Origin of the sequence: Cellvibrio sp. BR (genome assembly GCF_000263355.1) — a bacterium.
GTDB lineage: Bacteria > Pseudomonadota > Gammaproteobacteria > Pseudomonadales > Cellvibrionaceae > Cellvibrio.
Genome location: NZ_JH668200.1, coordinates 602,689 through 623,361, shown reverse-complemented (window position 1 = coordinate 623,361; position 20,673 = coordinate 602,689). Strand labels below are relative to the sequence as shown.

Below are 20,673 nucleotides of genomic sequence, written 5' to 3'. Positions count from 1 at the left end.
ATTTACATAGGTTGATAAATTACAGTTTTTTGCGAATACGGCTGAGTTGGGTGGGGGTAATTCCCAAATGTGAGGCGATGTGGTGTTGTGATAAGCGTTCAAGTAAAAAGGGATATTCGCGCATAAAACGCAAGTAGCGCTGGGTGGCATCTTCCTGAACGATTGCAATTTCGCGCGCATCCTTGGCGAGCAACCAATTGCGTTCCAAATAATAGATCTGGAATAGTTTTAAATCATCGCGCTGCAATAAGAGTGCGCGATAGGCGGGAAAATCAATTTCAATAATCTGCGCAGGTTCAAGTGCAACAATGGTAAAGGCCGAGGGAGTATGGCGCAGCAAGGCTACCATTGAGCCGGGAAATGTGCCTTCGTAAAAAAAGTTTTTATTGTACTCAGCACCTTTTTCGTCGGTGATAAAAGATCTGAACAGCCCGGAATAAACAAACGAAAAAGAAGGTGGAATTTCACCCAGGGCGTACAGCACCTGATGTTTACTGAGCGTGCGAAATTTGCAAATCGTAACCAATGCCGCCCAGGTCTCCGGGCTAATGGGCGCGTAGGATTCCATGGTTTTTTTCAGTTCATTAAACGCATCAGCCGTTGCACTCATTCACTCTTATCCAAAAATCAGCGGGCGTTGATTCTAGGGAGTTTATGCAAGGTCATTCAAGGCGTGAATGCCATAAAAAATAAAAGAAAATAAAAAGCCCCGGTGTTGTGCACCGGGGCTGTTGTTGTCATGCGTTAAACCTTATCGAGTTTGGCACGGCACCTTGCCCAGACCCAACACGTAATAACGGTCGCCCGCCAATGGTGAGTTGTAGGGAATCTCGCCGTTTTTACCCGCCGTTGCACTCACGTAATCCACCAGATCCTGACCGGCGGCAAAGCGCCAGTTGTTGATAGTCGTCTGTGAAGCCGCGTTGTAATTGTTGGCAAGGTTGGCGACGGTTCCATTGTTCGCGGTGAGCGCGGTTTGGGTAGCTGCCGTTAAATTGCAGGCGGCGTCGCCGAACCAGAGGAAGTTGCGGTCGTTACGGAAGTAACCGTCGGCAATGTCTTTAAACAGGTTGACGCTGATTTCTGCGAGCGATAATTCCACTGTGCTCTTTTCCTGATGCTCGGCGTTCACCATAAATACACTGTCCTCCATCAGCGCACTGGCTCCAACCCGCAGGCTCAAAATCTGGTTGCGATAATTCACAAATACATTGTTGAACATGTGGGTGGTGCCGCGACGCAATAAGGGTACACGACGCAGGGTATTACCCAGCAACATGTAACTGTCGTCGGTGGTGACAAAGGCATTGTTGTGCATGGTGGTGGTGATTTGTGAATTGATGGTACGGCTGTCGCTGGAACCGTGCAGTACCGCGCGCTTCACATTTACCAAGCGGTTGAATGACATCGTTAGATCGTAAGCGCCGACTTTTACATCAAACGCCGAATCACCGGTGGTATCGAAGGTGTTTTTGTGGATCCAGATATCGTGCGATGCGCCGGTGGAGCGAATCATATCCGGGTCGACATAATGGTCTTCGGTGTGGCCTGCGCCCTGGAATTTCAGGTGGGTCAGGATCACGCTCTCGGAGGTTTGTGTCGGCACGCCGTTGCTGTCTTTACCGATCGCAAAACCGCTGAACAGGAAGTAGGCCTCACTGCCGCGACCATCGAGCGTTTTGTTAGAACCAATGGCCGGGATTCGAATCGGAATACTGCTCACGTTCATCGCCTTGTTGAAGAACTCGGTGCGACAAGTCGCCAGATCGTTAAAGCCTTTGCGTGCACACCATGAGTGATAGTCGATGCATTCCGCCTGACTTGCGCCCAGAATCGATTGCACTGTCGCGTTATCGCAATAGGTGCGATACATGCCCACTTCGTGCGGCTGTGCGAACTGGATTTTGTCGAACACAATCCAGTTGTGCGCGTTATCGGTTAAGGCATCCAACAATTGCTGCTCAACTGAAACGCTGCCATTTTTGGTGATGATGGTGAGTTTGCTATTGCCGTTAGGGTCGTATCCACCCTTGGCGTTTTCACCGTAACCCACCGGTTTGCCCAGGGTTTTGGACAGACACTCTACAATCGCCTGATCCGATTGCAGCGAAGTATCGCGCCAGTTCACCGAGGGGTTAGTCGCCAACTGGATACACTCGGCGCTGATGGCACCGCTGGAGGAATTCACCGAGGATGCGCTGCTGTTGACCTGGCTGGAAGCCACACTGGAACTGCTCTGAGCGGTTGATGAAGGTGCAACTGATGAAGGCGTTGAGGAGGCCACCGATGATGAGGCCGGTGTGCTGCTCGGCGCTACTGATGAAGCTACCGATGACTGGCTGCTGGAGGAGTTGCCCACCACCGTTCCACCGGTCACTGATAACTGATCCAGATTCGGGCCGCCATCGCTGGTGGTGGATACCGCGCGAATCACATTGCTACCGGCATTCAAATTAGCCGTGAGCGATTGTGTCGCCCAGGTAGCCCACGCGCCGGTGCCGTTAAACGCCAGCGCGGAATTGATCACCGTGCCATTGACACTGATCGCCATGGCGCGATTGCTGGTGGTGCCATTGGCATAGCGGAAGGTGATAGTCGCGGTGCCGGCACTGGCTTGATTGACGGTCCACTGGGCGGAACTGCCGACCAGATTGTCGAAGTTCACAAACCCGCTGCCGTTGTAGCCTGTGTGATTGGATTCCACTGCCGCTTGCGACAGGCTGCCACTCTCGGCTTCGTAGCTCACTGTCTGGCTCGCGGGTGCGCTGCTGGAAGCCGGGGTACTGGATGCGGCAATACTGGACGGCGCTGAACTTGAGGCGACGGCACTGGAAACAACTGAGCTGGAGCTGGCAGTACCACTGGCGTTGTACACCTCAATCTCCGCCATGCGCAGGGGTGAGCTGCCGCTGACAATCAGGTTCAGTTTTTTCATTGACACCGAACCCAGATTCACAGTGCGCGCGGCGCCTATGCCAGAACCTGTCGCCAATACCGCGCCGGTATCGTTGTTCACCAGCTCCCAGGCGCCCACGGTGCTGCCTGACTCGCGCAGGATCACCGTATTAAAGTTCACTGCACTGCCCCACTTAACCGAGACGCGTTGGTTGGAGGTGCCGCTGGCTTGGGTATAGGTGCCGGTGTCGCCATCGCGTACCAACTTGGTGTCGTTAAAACCCGAGCCATCGGCGCCCGCGCTGGGGCCGGTAATGGCAAGGTTGGTGCCCAGGGTTTGTGCGTGTACTGCAGTGGCAAGCAAGCTGGCGGCACTGAGCACCAATCCCCGGCTTAGCCAATGCATGCAGTGCTTGGACGTGTGTTTGAAAATAGTCATCTCGATTACCTTTGAATTTATTGTTTATCGAAAACGATTGGCGTCACTGCGAGGGGCAGCGCCGAAGCGGATGCCCCTGAAGACGGATTGGTAAAATCAATTACGGCGAGATTTTTCCTACCCCGGCATTGGCCATAACGATGGCCGGTACATTGGCAGCGGCATCCATTTGTACCGCGTAGGGCACCGACACCGAGCAAGTGGATTGCAATTGGCCACTCACCACTTCCGGAATAACCAAAGCGCCATTACCCACCGTGCGGCTGTAGTAGATGTAGGGCAATACCGTATTGTCGTTATTGGTTTGCCAGCAGCCGGCAACATCGGAATCGTCGGAGGCCAGCAACGGGTTGTTGACGTTGTAGAAGTAGTTGCTCTCCACCAGCGCCTTGGCGTTCATACGCGAGTTAATGGCATGGAACATGTGGTCAATACTGTCGTTCGACCAGTAGTTGTTGTACATGTGCACTAACGCGTGTCGGATCAGCGGGGTGCGCTGTTCGATGTTTTTGTACCAGTTGTGATGGAAGGTGATGTTGGTATTTTTGTTGTCGCTATCGCTCGAGCCAATTAATCCCGCACGGCTGGAATCGTTGTAGAGGTTGTAGGAAACCGTCACGTTAGTCACCCCAGCTTTCATATCCAGCAGCGAATCGTAACCGTCTTTTTCGCCACCCGAAGCTTCCAGCCAGTTGTGGTCGATCCACACGCGATCCACATTGGTTTCCAGGCCGATAGCATCACCGCCGTTGGAGGTGGGTGAACCGCTCTTCTTCACATTACGGATATGCACGTTTTGGATGATGATGTTGGATGCATCGCGCACATGGATGCCCATTTCATCAAACAGCGCATTGGTGCCCACCCCTAGAATCGAGATGTTGCTCATCGCCTTGATTTCAATCACATCCGCCTGGGTATTACAGCCCTGGGCAGTGGTATTGCCGTGATTGATAGTGCCATTGACCCGGATCACTATAGGTTCACTCATGGTGCTGCGACCGCAGAGCGCCGCATTCAATTCCGTACCCGTCGACACGGTAACGACGCTACCTCCGGCACCGCCAGTTACACCGGCATGGGCAGCAAAACCTTCCATTTTCGCCGGGCGAATCGCCCCATTGTTAGAGGATGCACTGCTGGAGGTGTTAGCCACCGAGCTGCTGCTTGGCGCAACCGATGAAGCGGGCACACTGCTCGGTGCAACGGACGACGCCGGTACACTGCTAGGTGCAACCGATGACTGGCTGCTGGAAGAGTTAACCACCACTGTTCCACCGGTCACTGACAGCTGATCCAGATTTGGGCCGCCATCGCTGGTGGTAGATACCGCGCGAATCACATTGCTGCCGGCATTCAACTGGGTTGTCATGCTTTGCTCAGCCCAGGTTGCCCAGGCGCCGGTGCCATTAAACGCCAGCGATGAATTGATCACCGTGCCGTTGACACTGATCGACATAGCGCGATTGCTGGTGGTGCCGTTGGCATAGCGGAAGGTGATAGTCGCAGTGCCCGCACTGGCTTGATTGACGGTCCACTGGGCGGAACTACCCAACAGATTATCGAAGTTCACAAAACCGCTGCCGGTAAAACCGCTGTGGTTGGACTCCACTGCCGCTTGCGACAAACTGCCGCTTTCAGCTTGGTACACAATCGTTTGGCTGGAAGGTGCGCTTGAAGCGGGGGTACTGGACGCGGCAACACTGGATGGGGCGGCGCTGGAAGCTGGCGCCGACGAAGCCGTGCCGCTGGCGTTATAAACTTCAAATTCGGCCATCGCCGGGGCGCTGGTCGCATTCACAATCAAATTGATTTTTTTGGTGCTGCGTGTGCCTAAATTTACCACCCGCTCGGCGCCGATACCGGTGCCCGTCGCCCACACAGTGCCGGTGTCGTTATCGACCAAACTCCAGCTGGTCACTTTGCTGCCCGCTTCACGCAGGATCACCGTATTAAACGTCACCGCACTGCCCCACTTGACCGACACGCGCTGGTTGCTGGTACCTGAGGCTTGGGTGGCGGTGCCGACATTGCCGTCGCGCACCAGTTTGGTGTCGTTAAAGCCGGAGCCATCGGCGCCAGCGCTGGGGCCAGTAATGGCAAGGTTGTCACCGAGTGTTTGTGCTTGAACGGCACTGGCCAGCAAACTGGTTGCCGCCGCGAACAGGGCGTAACGGCCCAGTGAGCGCACAGGGATATTGTTTTTCATTGTTGATACCTATTCCACTTTTAGTTATTGGTTTCTGCGGCGTCTCGCCCTGCACAGGTCAGGACTTGCAGCCGATGTCGTTAGGACATAGCGATAACACGGCCAATAAAGACCGGACGAGGTAGTGACCGAGGAGCCGATAGGTGCATACCAAAGGTCGCACCAGGCTTGAGGCTGCTGGGTTACAGCGCAGCACTTGTGGGGTATTGGTGTTCGTCTGTGAACGGGACCCGGGAATCAACCCACGGGGCTTTTTGAGCGACAGGGTTAAACCCGTCGTTCTGCCAAAGCTGTGGATTTGGGGCTTGCCGGTGCAGTGGGATTATTATGTTTTTACCCATCACACCCAGCGGGTGGAACTGAACGAAATGGTGCGCCTGACCGCTCATAGCGTCAAGAGGGAAATTGCCGTTTTCAGCCATACTTTGTGATGAAAACAACATTAACCGCCACAAAAACGATTACATATTTTAATAATAATTAATGTAATCGTTTACTTGTTTTTTGAAGAGCCGCTGGTGAAGGCGCCAAAGCGTCACATCAGCGGGCAATCGCCGCTACACTGCCAGGCAGAGAATTGAAGGAGTAAGCCATGCTAAAAACACTCAAACACAACTGGTTTATGTTGCTCTTTGCCCTGCCCTTTGCCGGGGTTGGCATCGGTTTACTCCTGTTCAGTATTATTCCCAACCTCTATACATGGCAGCAGATGAAATCCTGGCCGCAAGTGCAGGCGCAACTGCTGGAGGCCAATTTATCGGTCAATCGCGGCGACGATAGCAATACCTACCAGGCCACTGCGCGCTACACCTATCGCTACCAGATGCTGGACTATACCGGCGAGCGGGTAGCCATTATGGGCGGCAGCGACAACATTGGTGACTTCCAGCAACAGCTGGCCGCCCAGCTATCCTCTGCGCTGCAAAACCAACAGCCCGTTCCCGCCTGGGTCAACCCCACAGACCCCACCGACGCCGTGCTCAACCGCGACCTGCGCTGGAGCATGCTCGGCTTCAAACTGATTTTTGTGCTGGTGTTTGGCGGCGTAGGTATCGGCCTGATGCTGTGGACACTGCTCGCCAAAACCGGCGCTATCAACCACCCCGAGAGCACCAGCAAACCCTGGCTCGGGCAGCAGCAATGGGCAAACCGCGAAGTGACCTGCAATGGCAAAAGCGGCCTTTGGTTTCTCTGGGGCTTCACTCTTATTTGGAACCTCATCTCGCTACCCGCCGTGATTGCGATTCCCGGCGAACTGGATAAAGGTAACCAGCTAATCCTGATGGTTTTATTATTTCCCCTCTTCGGGGTGATTATGCTGGCGTGGGCCATCAATAACACCCGCAGCTGGCGCCGTTTTGGCCAGTTGCGTCTGATGCTCGACCCCTACCCCGGCCGTTTGGGTGGACAAGTGGGCGGTACCCTCACCCTGCCCCTGGCCTACAACAGCCAACAGCGTTTTCCCGTCAGCTTGCAATGCCTGCGCAGCTACGAAACCGGCAGCGGCAAAAACCGCAGTCGCCGTGAAACGGTGATCTGGCAAACCATCGGCTTGGCGCACACAAAACCTGCACCCGCCGGTGGCACCTTATTAGCGGTGTGTTTTGACGTGCCCGCCGACCTGCCCGCCTCGGAAACCTACAGCAGCGACTATCGTTTCTGGCGCCTGGACTTACATGCCGATTTACCCGGCGTGGATTTGCAGCGCCAATTTGAAATCCCTGTCTTTGCCACCGCCGAACCAGCGCACACGGCACTACCGATGAGCAGCCAACACCCGCAACTCATGGATGAGCGCGAAGCGCAAATTGAAGCCGTCGCCAATATCGAACAAATCCCCGGCGGCGTGCGCATGCATTTCCCGATGCTTCAAAACGCGGGCACTAACCTGACTGGGTTAATCGTGGGCGTATTTTTTGCGGGCGCCGGTATTCTCATGCGCCTTAAATCCGATGCCCCGGCAATCATGGTGTGGGTATTCACCCTGCTCGGCAGCCTGGTCACACTTATCTGCCTCAAACTGCTCTTCACCAGTTTGCGCGTCCAGCTGGATCACAATGGCCTGATCAGCAAACGCTACTGGCTGGGAATTCCCATTGGACGCAATCAAATTCCGCGCGCAGAAATTAGCAACTTACAAATCGCCACCAGCTACAGCACACAGAGCAGTAAAGGTCATCAAGAAATCTGCAAAATCATTGCCCTCACCCACAGCGGCAAAAAAATTCCCGTCGCGATCAATTTACAAGGCCGCGAAACAGCGCAGCTGGCGTTGGAGGCGATTGGAAGTTTGAGTGGGTATGCGATTGGTTAGGTCGATATGAATCCGCAATAAATTAAATAGTAATTGCAACAGTGCGACGGATATTTTTGAAAAGCATCGGGTAAAAAACCCATCCCGTGAAATAAAATTGACAGCTCAAAAAAACGGCGTATTATCGCGCCCAATTTCCAGAGTGCTAAAAACACTTTGCTGTTCAACCCGACAACTTGTTTGTCACAACTTATGGAGTACTCAATGATGACCTACGCGAACTATACCAACCGCTAACAACCTTTTGAGTATTCAGACTTGGAAGGTGATAACAAAACCTTCCAGTCAGGCGCAACACTAAAGCCCTGATTAGGAAACTAATCGGGGCTTTTTCTTTTCTGCGATTTAAAAAGCCAACTCGAAGGTTTCATTTTTTTAGTAACGCAAAGTGATTTATCAAAAAAGTCACTTAAGGGATTTCTATGCCTGTAAAAATTGAATTAAACAAAAATGCGGGGAATGGTTTTAAACCCGTAAAAATTTACACCCGCGATATTGAAAATGAGGCGCTGACGCAACTGAAAAAAATTGCCGAGTTGCCAATTATTCATTCGCATATAGCGGCGATGCCCGATGTGCATTTAGGTATTGGTGCGACCGTAGGCGCGGTGATACCGACCTTAAATGCCATTATTCCCGCTGCAGTGGGTGTGGATATTGGTTGCGGGATGAGTGCTGTGCGACTTTCGGTTAAATCGTCGCAACTGCCGGATAACCTCGCCGCAATGCGCAGTGCGATCGAACGTGCAGTGCCAGTAGGTTTGCAAGCGCATAAAACGGTGAGCATTCGTGAAAGCGCATGTAAACAAATGACAGCCGGTGTGGAGTGGCTTTTTGAAAAACATCCCACAGTGATGAAAATGTTAAAACAACCGAACACCCTGTGGACCAAACAAATGGGCACGCTCGGTAGCGGCAATCATTTTATTGAAGTCTGTGTGGATGAAAACAAAGACGTGTGGATCATGCTGCACACTGGCAGCCGTGGAATAGGCAATGCGATTGGGCAGTATTTTATCGCCCTCGCCAAAAAAGATATGGGCAAACAGTTTCACAACTTGCCCGATAAAGATTTGGCCTATTTCACCGAAGGCAGTGAGCACTTTGTGGATTACGTTACGGCGGTCAATTGGGCACAGGAATACGCGCGTCTAAATCGCAATGAAATTATGGGCTTGGTATTGCGTGCAATAGCGCCATTTTTGCCCAGGTTTCAGGCCGATCGCCACGCGCTTAACTGTCACCATAATTATGTGAGTCGCGAACATCATTTCGGTGCAGATGTAATTGTTACGCGCAAAGGAGCTATTAGTGCACGTGAAGGTGAGCTGGGAATTATTCCCGGCAGTATGGGCGCTAAATCTTTTATTGTGCGCGGAAAAGGCAATACCGATTCATTTTGTTCCTGTGCCCACGGCGCCGGTAGAAAAATGAGCCGCACTGCTGCACGTAACGCGTTTACCAAAGAAGATTTAATTGCACAAACCAAAGGCGTTGAATGTCGCAAAGATAAAGCAGTGATTGACGAAATCCCTGCGGCATACAAAGACATCGACGAGGTTATGCAAAACCAATCTGACTTGATAGAGGTGGTTCATACACTCAAACAAGTCTTGTGTATAAAAGGATAATGTTATGGACGATAGATTATTGGATGAAGTCATCGCCTGCCTTCCCAAGGAGCGCACGCAGTTTTGCTATTTTAAGGATCAGTATGCAGTTTATTTACTCAAACAGTATTTAAGCACTGCTACAAATAGTGATATTCACGGCATCAAACAATCAAAGCTGAAAAAGCTTTTGGATAAACCACTCGTGAAAGACACCCTTAAAAAATCAGGAAATGGACGGCTTGAGATAGCGCAATTGGATAGTGTGTGGTCAACACAAACCGAACACTATGTATTAACGCTCGGCAAGTGGGGCCACAAGAAACGTTATTCATGGAACCAAACATCGCGCCCCGGTGCGAACCTGGTGTTGCAATTAAATTTGAGTAATCAATTTGATGCAATGTTTAATGCAGTAACCGGTTGCCATTTGAATAGGCTGACAACCTCGGCTCACCCTAAAAGCCGGAAGCGTATGGCAACACTCGCATGGGCAAGGTTGGATATGGATTTCAATACCGGAGAAATTCTGATTGAAGAAATTCAATCCGATTTAATCCGGGACTTGGAGTACACCTACAAGCGAGCATTAAGTACAGGGAGCGGTAATGAAATGCATTTCTATTGGAGCCGCACTAGCCTAGACCGAAACAAGGTGGCGGCTTACTGCGAAAATGTGATCGCGGAGCAAAAAAAGATTTGGTCAGAAGCCATGATGACGGCAACGCTTTGGTTTGTGCAGCAGGAGCTGGGGTTTAGCAAAGTTTATTATCACACCTTCGATACCGGAAAAGTAATGAAGAAGATAAATGGCAGCGCACCACCCCGCTCTCTCTACACAGATTTACCAGAGAAGTTTTGTTTTGAAACTACAAAACAAGCGCCGCAATTTATCGCCAATGATGCAAAAGCAAAACGCCGCTTAAAAGCGGCAAATAATCCAGAGTGGTTTTTACTAGCCAGTTAACAGGAGGCAATCATGCCCAATCAGCAAGACGACAGGAACACAAAAGGTAAGAAACAGGAACGGCGCAACGGTCATGCATTTCACCCCATTATGAGCAAAGGTGGTGTGCATGAAAAAACGGAAAAGGCTAAACGTAAGGCTGCCAAACATGAAATAAAACGCAAAGTTAACGAGTGGCTCGATGTAAAAGGAGGGTCATCGGCCACCCGTTCACCAGCGCGGAGCAGAATTAGTGTTAATAATTTCGATACGCAAGAGAGCAGCCCAAAGCGCGCGATAATCACCCTGCACTAAATGAAATCCGTGTTTTGGACTGCTCTGCTTGTACTCGTGTGAAATTGGCACTGCATAAACCAGTGCCATTTAGTTACAGCGATTAATTTTTTGCTTCCGACCAAACCGCAAACTCATTGCCACTCGGCTCGGTAAAATGAAACCGGCAACCGCCGGGGAAATCGAACAACGGTTTGATAATCGTGCCGCCGCAATTAATCACTTTTTGCAAAGTTGCTTGAATATCCGCGCTGTAAAAAACCAGCAATGCAGCGCCATTGCTGGTTTGGCTGCACATATCCGCTTGATAAAAACCACCATCCAAACCCTGATGGGAAAACGCGGTGTATTCAGGGCCATAATCGACAAACTCCCAACCGAATACGGCGGAGAAAAAGGTTTTGGTTGCCGGTAAATCACGCGCGGCGAATTCGACGTAGTTGAGTTTTTCGTGGTTATTCATTAATCACTTCTTTTGAAATTTACTTTTTAGCTGCTGTAGCTTCAAATGCTCGCTGCTTGGTTTTTTCCAAGAACGAAGCATCGCCAACTTTGCCATGCCCTGGCACAACTAGCTTTGCAGTGCCGTAGCGAGTGATAAGTTTTTCAGCGGAGGCAGGCCATTCTTCTATTACTGCGTGGCTAAGATTGCCGAGACCTTCGGGTTTGACAAAACAGCCGCCGAATAGAATTTTCTGCTCTGGCATCCACACCACGACATTATCTGAAGTGTGACCAGCGCCGGGATAAAACACTTCTATTTTTTTATTGACCAACCAAAAGGGATTTTTGATAAACGAATGAGTGGCTTGTGCTTCGCCTTTATTTTTAAGCAACTTGTTAGTTAGCTTGGAGGCGTAAGTTGGAATGGACTTTGAATTGAGAAATGCGATACCCCCACTACTGTCGCTGTGGAAATGGGTGGAAATACTTGCCTTGGCGGTCAAGCCCTGCGCGTCAATCCATTGCAGTAATACTTCAGTATCTTTAGCTGAAATAGGTGTATCAATCAGGTAAGCATCTTTGTTATCAAGCACGACTAATCCGTTAGAGCCAACAAGCCCCCAGCCTTCAATTTTTTCGTAAGCGGTGTACAGATAAACGCCCTCTTCGATTTTTTTAATTTCCAGCTCGGGTAAAGGGTCTTCAGCAAAAGTGATGTTTGATAAAAGAAATAAAATTGCTGCTAGAAACGCTTTCATTTTATTGAATTCCTTTAATTTATTGAAAAAGATGCTGCCTATAAATACTAAGATCAATACACCTGATCATGACTCATCTCAGCCAAACTGCTCCACCGCAAAATCAATAAAGCTACGCAACTTGGGCGTGATGCGGCGATCCGGTGCATAGAGGACATGCATGGGGCGGGTAGGGATTTTGTATTCAGGCAGCAGCGCAATCAAGCGACCAGTGATTAATTCGGCGCGCACCAATTCCATCGGCTGCAACAAAACACCCATTCCGGCAACGGCGATGGACAACAGTGCTTCTCCGCTATCCATCACCAAGCGCCCGGCGATGGGCACAACCATTTTTCCATCGGGGCCTTCGAAGGTCCAATGACTGCGCAGTACCGGATGCGAAAACGCCAGGCATTCATGGTGCTGCAAATCCATTGGGGTATTAATGGGTGGATGAGTTGCGATATACGCAGGCGCGGCGCACACCACTAGTTGATAAGGTGCCAGACTGCGCGCAATCAAACCGCTGTCGGATAAGTCGCCCACCCGAAAGATGGCGTCGTAGCCCTCTTCGACAACATCCACAAAACGATTGGACAGGGTCATTTCCACTGACACTTCCGGGTGACGCGCCAAATAATCTGGCAATTTTGGCGCTAAAGCATGGATACCAAAACTCACTGGCGCGTTAATTTTCAAACGTCCGCGCGGTGCGGTGCGCGCTTCGGCGGCAAGGCTATCCGCCGCTTCAACTTCCGCCAGAATAATGCGCACCCGTTCGTAATAGATTCTGCCCGCATCGGTCAGGCTCTGGCGCCGGGTAGTTCTATTCAGTAAACGAAGCCCCAGTTGTTGCTCCAGCACATTAACGTGTTTAGCCACCAACTGCGGCGACATAGATAAGGCTTCCGCCGCTGCCGAAAACGACCCCAAATCTACCGATTTGGCAAACACACTCATGCTGGTTAAACGATCCATTAACAACGCTCTGTTTAAAGTAAACCAATGAAATTGGAATTTATCCCATTACATTGTCAATTTATAGTGATTTCACATTAAACCCAGTGGAGATCACCCAAATGAAAGTCGCAATTATTGGTACCGGAAACATGGCAACAGGACTGGCTCAAGCATTGAGCGAAGCTAAGATTAACCTGGTTATTGGCAGCCGCGACCCAGCTAAAGCAGCCGAACTGGCGGCGAAAACTGGCGCGAATATTGAAGGCGGTGGCATTGCCGCCGCAGTGAAACTGGCCGATGTAATTATTCTTGCCCTGCCCTTTGGCGGGGTTGCAGACAGCTTGCAACAAGCTGGTGATCTGACCAACAAAATACTGGTGGATATCAGCAACCCCATCAGTGCCGATTACAAAACGCTGGTGATTGGCCATACTACTTCAGCCGCTGAAGAAATTCAGGCGCTCGCACCCAACGCAACAGTGGTTAAAGCGTTCAACACTATTTTTGCGCCCTTGCTGCCGCAGTCAGCGCGCCTGAGTAAAACACTGCAAGTGTTTATCGCCAGCGATGATGAAGATGCAAAAACGAAAGTTACACAACTTACAAAAGCATTAGGTTTTGATGCGGTAGATGCAGGCGCATTAAGCAATAGCCGCTTTATAGAACCCATCGGGGAGATGAATATTCATTTTGGATTTTTTCTCGGTAAGGGCACTGGTATAGCACCAGCATGGGTGACCTTATAAGTTAAATCCCGTATTTTTCAGTGAGGAGGCATCATGAAATTTTTTATCGCAGTTGTTATCAGTTTTTTACTGCCAACATTAAATGTTTTAGCAACTGAAATTAATTTAAATACTGCAAGATTAACAGCAGTCGATGTCTCTTATTCACTGGAAAATATTGATGACGTTAAGGCAATTAAAGTTGTTAAAAACCCCAAGGTAACAAAGTTTGATGAACCAACATTTGTGCGCATCCAAGGAGCTGATTTCAAAGACGGCACTATTGAAATCAAGGTGTTGAGCCGATTACTTGCCGATGCACCGGATTATGCACGCGGTTTTATTGGCATAGCATTTCGCATTAACAAGGATAACTCTGTATTTGAAAGTATCTACGTTCGCCCAACCAATGGACGTAGCGAGGATACAAAAAGGCGCAGCCATGCCACCCAGTATTTTTCCTATCCGGATTTCAAATTTGATCGATTGCGTACCGAGTTTCCAGGTCGCTACGAGTCACCTGCCGATATAGGACTGAATGAATGGATTCAATTAAAAATTGTGGTGACAGGTCGGCTAGCAACATTATTTATCAATGGTGCCGATAAGCCTTCGCTAATTGTTGAGGATTTAAAACACGGCGCAGATTCAACAGGTGCTATCGGATTATGGGTAGACATAGGTACCGAGGGTTATTTTTCCGATCTTCGAGTTTATCCCTGATTTTTCTGAATTTTTTATCTCCCGAAACACAACTCCATAACTGAGGAAAACGATATGCCGGTAGTTACTATCTCCATGTTTGAAGGCAGAAGCGATGAAGCAAAACAAAAGATCGCCAAAGACGTCACCGAATCGCTGGTAAAAAATACCGGTGTTGACGCCCATTATATTTACGTCATCTTTGAAGATGTCGCCACCAAAAACTGGGCAGTCGGCGGCGAGATTTATGCGGAAAAGGTTAAAAAGCAGGAATCATAATTAGCGTTTTATTTCCACGGTTTCCCCCGCGTCCGCTCCACTGCCTCCAAACGCAAATGCAGTGCCGCTTTGGCAACTATGTGGCAGCTAACGGGCGCAGTGATGAAGAGGAATAACGCGATCAGTAATTCATGCAGGCTCAGTCCATCGCCCTGGGTGGAGAAGAAAATCACTGAGCCGATGATGATGCCACCAACTCCCAGCGTGGTGGCTTTGGCGGGGCCGTGCAGGCGGAGGTAAAAATCCGGCAGGCGCATCAGCCCGATGGAGCCGATGAGCGCGAAGGCGGCACCGACGAGTAGGAAGAAGCTGATTAGGCCTTCCAGTAATGCAGAGTCGAGCGAAACAGGCATAAATCTCCCCTTATTCAATAATGTCGCCGCGCAGCAGATATTTGCTGAGCGCGACCGTGCCGACAAAACCCATCACCGCGATGAGTAGCGCCGCTTCGAAATACAACATGCTGCCCTGATAAATGCCGAACAACACCAACAGCGCGATGGCGTTGATGTACATGGTGTCGAGCGCGAGTATGCGGTCGGGCAATGAGGGGCCGAGTATCAGGCGCCAGAGGTTGAGGGCGATGGCGATGCCGAGCAGCAACATGGCGATGCTTATGGCTGTGGTGAGCATTCAAATACCTCCTTTAACGGGGCTTCGTAGCGCTGTTTCATTTCGGTTATGGCGGCGTCTATATCGGTCACGTGCAGGCTGTGCACCAGCAGGTAGCGACGGTCCAGACTCAGATCCGCCGACACAGTGCCGGGGGTGAGTGAAATAGTGCTGGCAAACAGGGTGATGGTGAATTCGTGGTGGATATCGAGCGGCACCTGCATAAAAGCCGGTTGCAGTTTGTTAATCGGGCCGAGGATGCGCACCGCCAGAATCAAGTTGGCGATGAGGATGTCCCAGAACACCACCAGCACAAATTTGATCAGCACCAGCGGGTGACGCAAGCGCAAGGACTCGGGCCAGAAACCTTGTGTAAGCCAGGGGATCACCCAAGCCAGAATACTGCCGAGTACGACTTGGCCGACGCTGACATCGTTCGCCAGCAGCAGCCAGAGCAAGAGCATAAATACACTCAACCCCGCGTGCGGAAACCAGCTGCGCACTTTAGGCGCCGTTGAGGAAGGTGTTGCCGGTTGTGGTTTCATTGTGAGTTGCCCTCAATTGCGGTGAATTCATGCATGGCTTGAATGTAAGCCTCGGGCGATAACAACTGGTGCGCTAGCGCCTGGGTGTAATCCAGCACAGTCGATGCGCCCAGCGTGACCATAAAAATAGAAAGTAGAAGCCCGATCACCGCCAATAGTTCACCTTTTTGCGCTAGGGGTTTACCCGCATCGAGACTATTCGCAACTGGACTAGTCGAGCCCCGGGTAGAAACTACATCGCCCTCTCCACGCCAGAAAAAAGTGGAGCCGCTGCGACTGAGCGCCATCAGCGTGGCGAGGCTGCCGGCGAGCAATAGCACCCACAGCCAGATTGCATTGCCTTGAGTACCAGCGGCGCTGAGCAACAATAACTTGCCGATAAACCCACTGAGCGGCGGTAGGCCAATCACACTCACAGCGGCGATAAAAAACAGGCTGCCAAGTAGTGCCGATTGCGCCATGCGCGGCCCTTTGGTGATGCGATCGCCCAGATCACCGCGTTGGCGCTGGATAAGATTGGCCAGCAGGAACAGTGCACCACAGATCCATGTCGAATGAATGAGATAGTAAAAACTCGCCGCCAGCGCCGCTTCGGTATTAAGCGCGATACCGGCGAGCAGTGTGCCGACCGACACCACCACCAAATAGGCGATCTGGACGCGTAGTTCGCGTGCCGCGAGTGCGCCCAGCAAACCCAGCGCCAGGGTAATCAGCGCTAGTGGCCAGAGCCAGGGCAACGCGAGATTTGCCAGCGGTCCAGCGCTATCGCCAAAGATCAGCGTGTAAGTGCGTACTATGGTGTAAACACCCACTTTGGTCATGATCGCAAAGAGCGCGGCCACCGGCGCACTGGCCGAGGCGTAGGCGCGCGGCAGCCAAAAATACAGCGGCGCTATGGCGGCTTTCAAGCCAAATACCACCAACAACAACACACCGGCGGTGGCGGCGAGGGGGGCATCGGCGGGGTCGAGTTGGGCGATGTTGGCGGCCATATCGGCCATATTGAGGCTGCCGGTAATGCCGTAAAGCGCCGATACCGCGATCAAAAACAGCGCCGAGCCCGCCAGATTAATCACCACATAATGCAAACCCGCACGCGCCCGCTCGGCGCCACGGCCATGGAGCAAAAGCGCGTAAGAGGCGATCAGCAGCACCTCGAAAAATACAAACAGGTTGAAAAGGTCGCCGGTCAGAAACGCGCCGTTCACCCCCAGCAACAGGAATTGCACCATGGCGTGCAGTTTGTCGCCGGGGCCGTCGGTACCGCGTGAAGCGTAGACGAGGCTGAACAGCGCGAGCACCGAAGTGACCAGCAACATCAATGCGCTCAGGCGATCCAACACCAGCACGATTCCGAACGGCGGTATCCAATTGCCCAAGGCGTAAAGGTGGATTTGACCGTCGTTGGCGATTTGCAGCAGGGCAACCGCAATCGCCACTAGCAGCGCGGCGGAGATGACACTGAGGCTACGAATCAGTAACAGCGAACGGCCGGAGAGGAAAATCAGCAATACCGCCGTCAACAACGGCAGCAGTAAAGGAGCGATCAGTAAATGACTCAAACTTCGTCCTCCTCTAGTGGGCGCACCGGCTTGACCGGTTTTTCGCCCAAGCCCGCCGTGCCGTCTACATGGTCATTACCCAGTTCGGCGCGGGCGCGCAAGGCGAGTACCAGCAGGAAGGCAGTCATCGCAAAACCGATCACAATCGCGGTGAGTACCAGTGCTTGCGGGAGTGGATCGGCATAGTTGAGGGTTGAGCTGAGGCTGTCGCCCTTGTTCACCACGGCCGGCGCGCCAGTGCGCAGGCGACCCATCACAAAAATAAACAGGTTGACCCCATAGGACAGCAGGGTCAGACCGAGAATGACCGGAAAGGTACGGGCGCGCAGCAGCAAGTACACACCGCAGCTCACCAATACCCCAATCACCAAAGCAATCAGCGCTTCCATTAGTGTGCCTCCTCTGAATCGCCATAAGCTGTACCGGACGATGTGTTGTAGGTGGTTTGCGCCAGATTGCCCAGCTGCGCCAGCATTAGCAGGGTCGCACCCACCACGGTGACATACACACCCGTATCAAAAATCATCGCCGTCGCCAGTTCAAACTTGCCCACCAGTGGCAAGCTCACGTAGGTAAAACTGGTGGTAAGGAAGGGGTAACCGAATAGCCAACTGCCAATGCCGGTGAGGGTGGCGATCAACACCCCCAACACCGCCACACGCCCGTAATCCAGCGGCAAGCGCTGTTGCACCCAGGCCGAGCCGCTGCACACATACTGCAAAATCAGCGCGATGCTGGTGATCAAACCGGCGATAAACCCCCCGCCCGGCTGGTTGTGGCCACGCAGGAAAATGTAAACCGAGACCAAAAGCGCGAGCGGCAGCAGAATCCGCGACAGCACCGTGAGGATGGGGGGATAAGGATCGCGCGCCCAGCGGCGGCCATCGCCGTCGGCACCCGGCAGCGGCAACTGCAGACCATTGAGCATCAGGTAGACACCCAAACCGGCGATCGCTAATACAGTGATTTCGCCGAGGGTATCAAAGCCGCGGAAATCCACCAGAATCACATTGACCACGTTAGTCCCGCCGCCGCCGCTGACACTGTTAGCGAGGAAGAAGTCGGCCAGACTTGTATCGTAGGGACGAGTGAGAATCGCCAGGGTCAGCAAAGCCACCCCCAAACCAGCGCCGCCCGCAAGCAGGATATCGCGCACAATCCGGCTCTTATCGGAATCGTGCGGGGTGATTTGCGGCAGGAAGTAGAGCGCCAGCATCAGCAGGATAATGGTCACTACTTCCACCGAGATTTGCGTGAGCGCCAGATCGGGTGCGGAAAAGCGCACAAACGCGAGCGATAAAATCAGCCCCACCCCGCCCAGCACCAGCAGCGCTGCAACCCGGTTGTGATGGATGATCACCGTCACTAGTGCAGCGATCATCATCACCACCGCGAGCAACAGACTGACCCAATCGACCGGGCTCAGGGCGACTTTGCCCAGTAGTTGCCCAAGCGGCCAGAACTCCACGGCGGCCAGCAGCAGCGCGGTGCCGATCAAGAGAGCGACCGAGCGCTGTAATGAGCCGTTTTCGATGGCATCCGTAAAGCGCTGGGCAAAACGCACCAGACTCTGGATGCGTTTTTCAAACTCTTCTTTTTGATCCACCCGATAGCCACGCTCATAAAACGCAAACAGCCCTTTGCGCTGATAGTAGAGCAGCAATCCACCAAGTAGCGCGCTGACACTCATCGCCAACGGCAGGTTGATGCCATGCCAAATGGCGATGTGATAGTCGGGAATACCCTCCCCCAACACCGCGTAACTGGCCGCCTCCAAAATGGGCGCGACCGTGAAATTGGGCAGGATACCGACCAGCAAACAAAGCACCCCCAAAATCGCCATGGGCAAGATCATAAAACCCGGCGGCTCGTGGGGCGGGAACTTGGGCAGGTTGATGGGTTGGCCGTTAAAGAACACATCGTGAATAAACCGGTAGGAATAGGCCACCGCAAAAATCCCGGCGAGCGTCGCCATCAGCGGGATAATCCAATCGAACCCGCCCATCAATTCCACCTGCAAGGTCTCGGTAAAAAACATCTCCTTACTCAGGAACCCGTTGAGCAGTGGCACCCCGGCCATGGCCGAGGCCGACACCATGGCCACGGTCGCGGTGATCGGCATGTACTGCCACATACCATTGATGCGACGCATATCGCGGGTGCCGGTTTCGTGGTCGATAATGCCCGCCGCCATAAACAGCGAGGCCTTGAAGGTCGCGTGATTGACGATATGAAACAGCGCCGCCACCGTCGCCAGTTCGCTGCTAAAACCCAACAACATGGTGATCAACCCGAGGTGGCTGATGGTGGAATAGGCGAGCAAGCCTTTGAGGTCGTGTTTAAAGAGCGCGGTATAGGCGCCAAACACCAGCGTTGCAAGGCCGGTAAAGGTGACAATGTAAAACCACAAATCCGAACCCGCCAATGCGGGATACAAACGCGCGAGCAAAAATACGCCCGCCTTCACCATTGTCGCGGAATGCAAATAGGCCGATACCGGCGTGGGTGCCGCCATGGCATGAGGCAGCCAGAAGTGGAAAGGAAACTGGGCTGATTTGGTAAAGGCGCCGATCAAAATCAGGATCAGCGCAACTGGATAGAGCGGATGCGCCTGGATTAAATCGGCCGAGTTAGTGATCACTTGCAAACTGTAAGAGCCAGTAATTTGGCCAAGAATCAACGCGCCCGCGAGTAACGTCAGCCCCCCTGCCCCGGTAATCGCCAACGCCATACGCGCGCCTTTACGCGCCTCACTCTTCTGGGACCAATAGCCAATCAGCAGGAATGAACTCAGGCTGGTCAGCTCCCAAAACACCACCAACAGCAGGATGTTATCGGCCAATACGATGCCGAGCATCGCCATCATAAACAGTTGCAACAGGGCGTAGAGGCGACCGAGGGAATCCTGTTTATCCAGGTAGTAGCGGGCGTAAAAAATCACCAGCAGGCCAATCACAAGGATCAAGAGCGCGAACATCATGCCCAGCCCGTCAAGGCGCAGGCTTAAATCCATACCCAGCTGCGGCAGCCAATCCAAATGGAAGAAAAACAGCTGCCGCTCAAACAGTGCGGGCAGATAGGACAGCAATAAGCCCAGCGCCAATAATGGCCCTATCGCCGCCGAAAATGCGCATATATTGCGCCCAAAGCGCTCGCATAAGGGCGGCAAAAACGCGCCCAGCAAGGGCAGTAAAATGATCCACAACAATTCCATGCGATATCCCCGGAATGCTTGATGACAATGCACAATCAATGCACAACAACAGCCAGCGCAACAGGCTGACTATAGGCATAAAACGCAGACGAGTTTTAGATTAACGCAGGTGGGTCGGTAAAAAAGGGATGGCGCTGACACAGCGGCGAGCGGCTGCGCAGCCAGAAGGCATTGGTGTACGGA

At 52.3% G+C, this 20,673-nt stretch carries 20 protein-coding genes; 8 read left to right on the top strand and 12 right to left on the bottom strand.

The features are described 5' to 3' along the window. Window positions 1–19: 19 nt before the first annotated feature. The 3 genes from O59_RS02555 to O59_RS21920 form a co-directional block, all read right to left on the bottom strand. On the bottom strand, window positions 20–610 hold the full coding sequence (locus O59_RS02555; protein WP_007639197.1) for a Crp/Fnr family transcriptional regulator: 591 nt from the start codon (window positions 608–610) through the stop codon (window positions 20–22). 141 nt (window positions 611–751) lie between these two features. Further along, window positions 752–3,334 carry a CBM35 domain-containing protein gene (locus tag O59_RS02550; protein ID WP_007639196.1) on the bottom strand — a complete coding sequence of 861 codons (2,583 nt, stop codon included), beginning with the start codon at window positions 3,332–3,334 and terminating at the stop codon, window positions 752–754. A 100-nt stretch (window positions 3,335–3,434) separates the two neighbouring features. Beyond that, on the bottom strand, window positions 3,435–5,543 hold the full coding sequence (locus O59_RS21920; RefSeq protein ID WP_007639195.1) for a CBM35 domain-containing protein: 2,109 nt from the start codon (window positions 5,541–5,543) through the stop codon (window positions 3,435–3,437). A gap of 143 nt (window positions 5,544–5,686) precedes the next feature. Between O59_RS21920 and O59_RS21655 the strand changes: the two genes are divergently transcribed. The 5 genes from O59_RS21655 (at window position 5,687) to O59_RS02520 (ending at window position 10,728) form a co-directional block, all read left to right on the top strand. Beyond that, window positions 5,687–5,974, top strand: a complete 288-nt coding sequence (locus tag O59_RS21655) for a hypothetical protein (protein ID WP_157152439.1) — start codon at window positions 5,687–5,689, stop codon at window positions 5,972–5,974. A 161-nt stretch (window positions 5,975–6,135) separates the two neighbouring features. Beyond that, complete coding sequence (locus O59_RS02535; protein ID WP_007639193.1) at window positions 6,136–7,857, top strand: DUF3592 domain-containing protein; 1,722 nt, start codon at window positions 6,136–6,138, stop codon at window positions 7,855–7,857. Between the two features lie 422 nt (window positions 7,858–8,279). Further along, window positions 8,280–9,488: an RtcB family protein gene (locus O59_RS02530; protein WP_007639191.1), complete on the top strand. Its 1,209-nt coding sequence runs from the start codon at window positions 8,280–8,282 to the stop codon at window positions 9,486–9,488. Window positions 9,489–9,507: 19 nt separating this feature from the next. Continuing rightward, window positions 9,508–10,434 (top strand): hypothetical protein, encoded by a 927-nt coding sequence (locus tag O59_RS02525; RefSeq protein WP_157152438.1) that lies wholly within the window; start codon window positions 9,508–9,510, stop codon window positions 10,432–10,434. Window positions 10,435–10,446: 12 nt separating this feature from the next. Beyond that, window positions 10,447–10,728: a hypothetical protein gene (locus O59_RS02520; RefSeq protein WP_040391070.1), complete on the top strand. Its 282-nt coding sequence runs from the start codon at window positions 10,447–10,449 to the stop codon at window positions 10,726–10,728. A gap of 82 nt (window positions 10,729–10,810) precedes the next feature. On the opposite strand, the gene O59_RS02515 is transcribed toward O59_RS02520, so the two are convergent. From O59_RS02515 to O59_RS02505, 3 genes are all read right to left on the bottom strand, one after another. Beyond that, entirely contained in the window at window positions 10,811–11,170 is a 360-nt protein-coding gene (locus O59_RS02515; protein WP_007639186.1) for a VOC family protein, read from the bottom strand. Between the two features lie 19 nt (window positions 11,171–11,189). Beyond that, on the bottom strand, window positions 11,190–11,909 hold the full coding sequence (gene blaKHM, locus O59_RS02510; RefSeq protein WP_007639185.1) for a KHM family subclass B1 metallo-beta-lactamase: 720 nt from the start codon (window positions 11,907–11,909) through the stop codon (window positions 11,190–11,192). A 78-nt stretch (window positions 11,910–11,987) separates the two neighbouring features. Continuing rightward, window positions 11,988–12,869, bottom strand: coding sequence for a LysR family transcriptional regulator (locus O59_RS02505; protein WP_007639182.1), 882 nt, complete (start codon window positions 12,867–12,869; stop codon window positions 11,988–11,990). Window positions 12,870–12,970: 101 nt separating this feature from the next. Here O59_RS02505 and O59_RS02500 point away from each other — a divergent pair, with 101 nt between their 5' ends. The 3 genes from O59_RS02500 to O59_RS02490 are packed head-to-tail and all read left to right on the top strand — an operon-like array spanning window position 12,971 to window position 14,557. Continuing rightward, on the top strand, window positions 12,971–13,597 hold the full coding sequence (locus O59_RS02500; RefSeq protein ID WP_040391068.1) for an NADPH-dependent F420 reductase: 627 nt from the start codon (window positions 12,971–12,973) through the stop codon (window positions 13,595–13,597). A gap of 33 nt (window positions 13,598–13,630) precedes the next feature. Next, window positions 13,631–14,299, top strand: a complete 669-nt coding sequence (locus O59_RS02495) for a hypothetical protein (RefSeq protein ID WP_007639178.1) — start codon at window positions 13,631–13,633, stop codon at window positions 14,297–14,299. A gap of 9 nt (window positions 14,300–14,308) precedes the next feature. After that, window positions 14,309–14,557, top strand: a complete 249-nt coding sequence (locus O59_RS02490) for a 2-hydroxymuconate tautomerase (RefSeq protein ID WP_324257552.1) — start codon at window positions 14,309–14,311, stop codon at window positions 14,555–14,557. An 8-nt stretch (window positions 14,558–14,565) separates the two neighbouring features. Here O59_RS02490 and O59_RS02485 read toward each other — a convergent pair whose 3' ends face one another. From O59_RS02485 to O59_RS02460, 6 genes are read right to left on the bottom strand one after another with little or no spacing between them, the layout of a single operon-like run. Further along, window positions 14,566–14,910 (bottom strand): Na+/H+ antiporter subunit G, encoded by a 345-nt coding sequence (locus O59_RS02485; protein ID WP_007639175.1) that lies wholly within the window; start codon window positions 14,908–14,910, stop codon window positions 14,566–14,568. 10 nt (window positions 14,911–14,920) lie between these two features. Continuing rightward, window positions 14,921–15,190: a K+/H+ antiporter subunit F gene (locus tag O59_RS02480; RefSeq protein ID WP_040391064.1), complete on the bottom strand. Its 270-nt coding sequence runs from the start codon at window positions 15,188–15,190 to the stop codon at window positions 14,921–14,923. After that, complete coding sequence (locus tag O59_RS02475; protein WP_007639173.1) at window positions 15,172–15,714, bottom strand: Na+/H+ antiporter subunit E; 543 nt, start codon at window positions 15,712–15,714, stop codon at window positions 15,172–15,174. Before O59_RS02475 ends, O59_RS02480 begins: the two co-directional genes overlap by 19 nt. Further along, on the bottom strand, window positions 15,711–17,276 hold the full coding sequence (locus O59_RS02470; protein WP_007639172.1) for a monovalent cation/H+ antiporter subunit D: 1,566 nt from the start codon (window positions 17,274–17,276) through the stop codon (window positions 15,711–15,713). The genes O59_RS02475 and O59_RS02470 overlap by 4 nt, the downstream gene beginning before the upstream one ends. Continuing rightward, a complete protein-coding gene (locus tag O59_RS02465) occupies window positions 17,273–17,665 on the bottom strand; it encodes a Na+/H+ antiporter subunit C (protein ID WP_007639170.1) in 393 nt (130 codons plus the stop codon). The genes O59_RS02470 and O59_RS02465 overlap by 4 nt, the downstream gene beginning before the upstream one ends. Further along, entirely contained in the window at window positions 17,665–20,490 is a 2,826-nt protein-coding gene (locus tag O59_RS02460) for a monovalent cation/H+ antiporter subunit A (protein WP_007639168.1), read from the bottom strand. The genes O59_RS02465 and O59_RS02460 overlap by 1 nt, the downstream gene beginning before the upstream one ends. Between the last annotated feature and the right edge of the window lie 183 nt (window positions 20,491–20,673).

Coding starts and splice junctions, on each gene's coding strand:
- O59_RS02555 (WP_007639197.1), bottom strand. CDS start 610: ATGAGTGCAACGGCTGATGCGTTTAATGAACTGAAAAAAACCATGGAA.
- O59_RS02550 (WP_007639196.1), bottom strand. CDS start 3,334: ATGACTATTTTCAAACACACGTCCAAGCACTGCATGCATTGGCTAAGC.
- O59_RS21920 (WP_007639195.1), bottom strand. CDS start 5,543: ATGAAAAACAATATCCCTGTGCGCTCACTGGGCCGTTACGCCCTGTTC.
- O59_RS02535 (WP_007639193.1), top strand. CDS start 6,136: ATGCTAAAAACACTCAAACACAACTGGTTTATGTTGCTCTTTGCCCTG.
- O59_RS02530 (WP_007639191.1), top strand. CDS start 8,280: ATGCCTGTAAAAATTGAATTAAACAAAAATGCGGGGAATGGTTTTAAA.
- O59_RS02520 (WP_040391070.1), top strand. CDS start 10,447: ATGCCCAATCAGCAAGACGACAGGAACACAAAAGGTAAGAAACAGGAA.
- O59_RS02515 (WP_007639186.1), bottom strand. CDS start 11,170: ATGAATAACCACGAAAAACTCAACTACGTCGAATTCGCCGCGCGTGAT.
- blaKHM (WP_007639185.1), bottom strand. CDS start 11,909: ATGAAAGCGTTTCTAGCAGCAATTTTATTTCTTTTATCAAACATCACT.
- O59_RS02505 (WP_007639182.1), bottom strand. CDS start 12,869: ATGGATCGTTTAACCAGCATGAGTGTGTTTGCCAAATCGGTAGATTTG.
- O59_RS02500 (WP_040391068.1), top strand. CDS start 12,971: ATGAAAGTCGCAATTATTGGTACCGGAAACATGGCAACAGGACTGGCT.
- O59_RS02495 (WP_007639178.1), top strand. CDS start 13,631: ATGAAATTTTTTATCGCAGTTGTTATCAGTTTTTTACTGCCAACATTA.
- O59_RS02485 (WP_007639175.1), bottom strand. CDS start 14,910: ATGCCTGTTTCGCTCGACTCTGCATTACTGGAAGGCCTAATCAGCTTC.
- O59_RS02480 (WP_040391064.1), bottom strand. CDS start 15,190: ATGCTCACCACAGCCATAAGCATCGCCATGTTGCTGCTCGGCATCGCC.
- O59_RS02475 (WP_007639173.1), bottom strand. CDS start 15,714: ATGAAACCACAACCGGCAACACCTTCCTCAACGGCGCCTAAAGTGCGC.
- O59_RS02465 (WP_007639170.1), bottom strand. CDS start 17,665: ATGGAAGCGCTGATTGCTTTGGTGATTGGGGTATTGGTGAGCTGCGGT.
- O59_RS02460 (WP_007639168.1), bottom strand. CDS start 20,490: ATGGAATTGTTGTGGATCATTTTACTGCCCTTGCTGGGCGCGTTTTTG.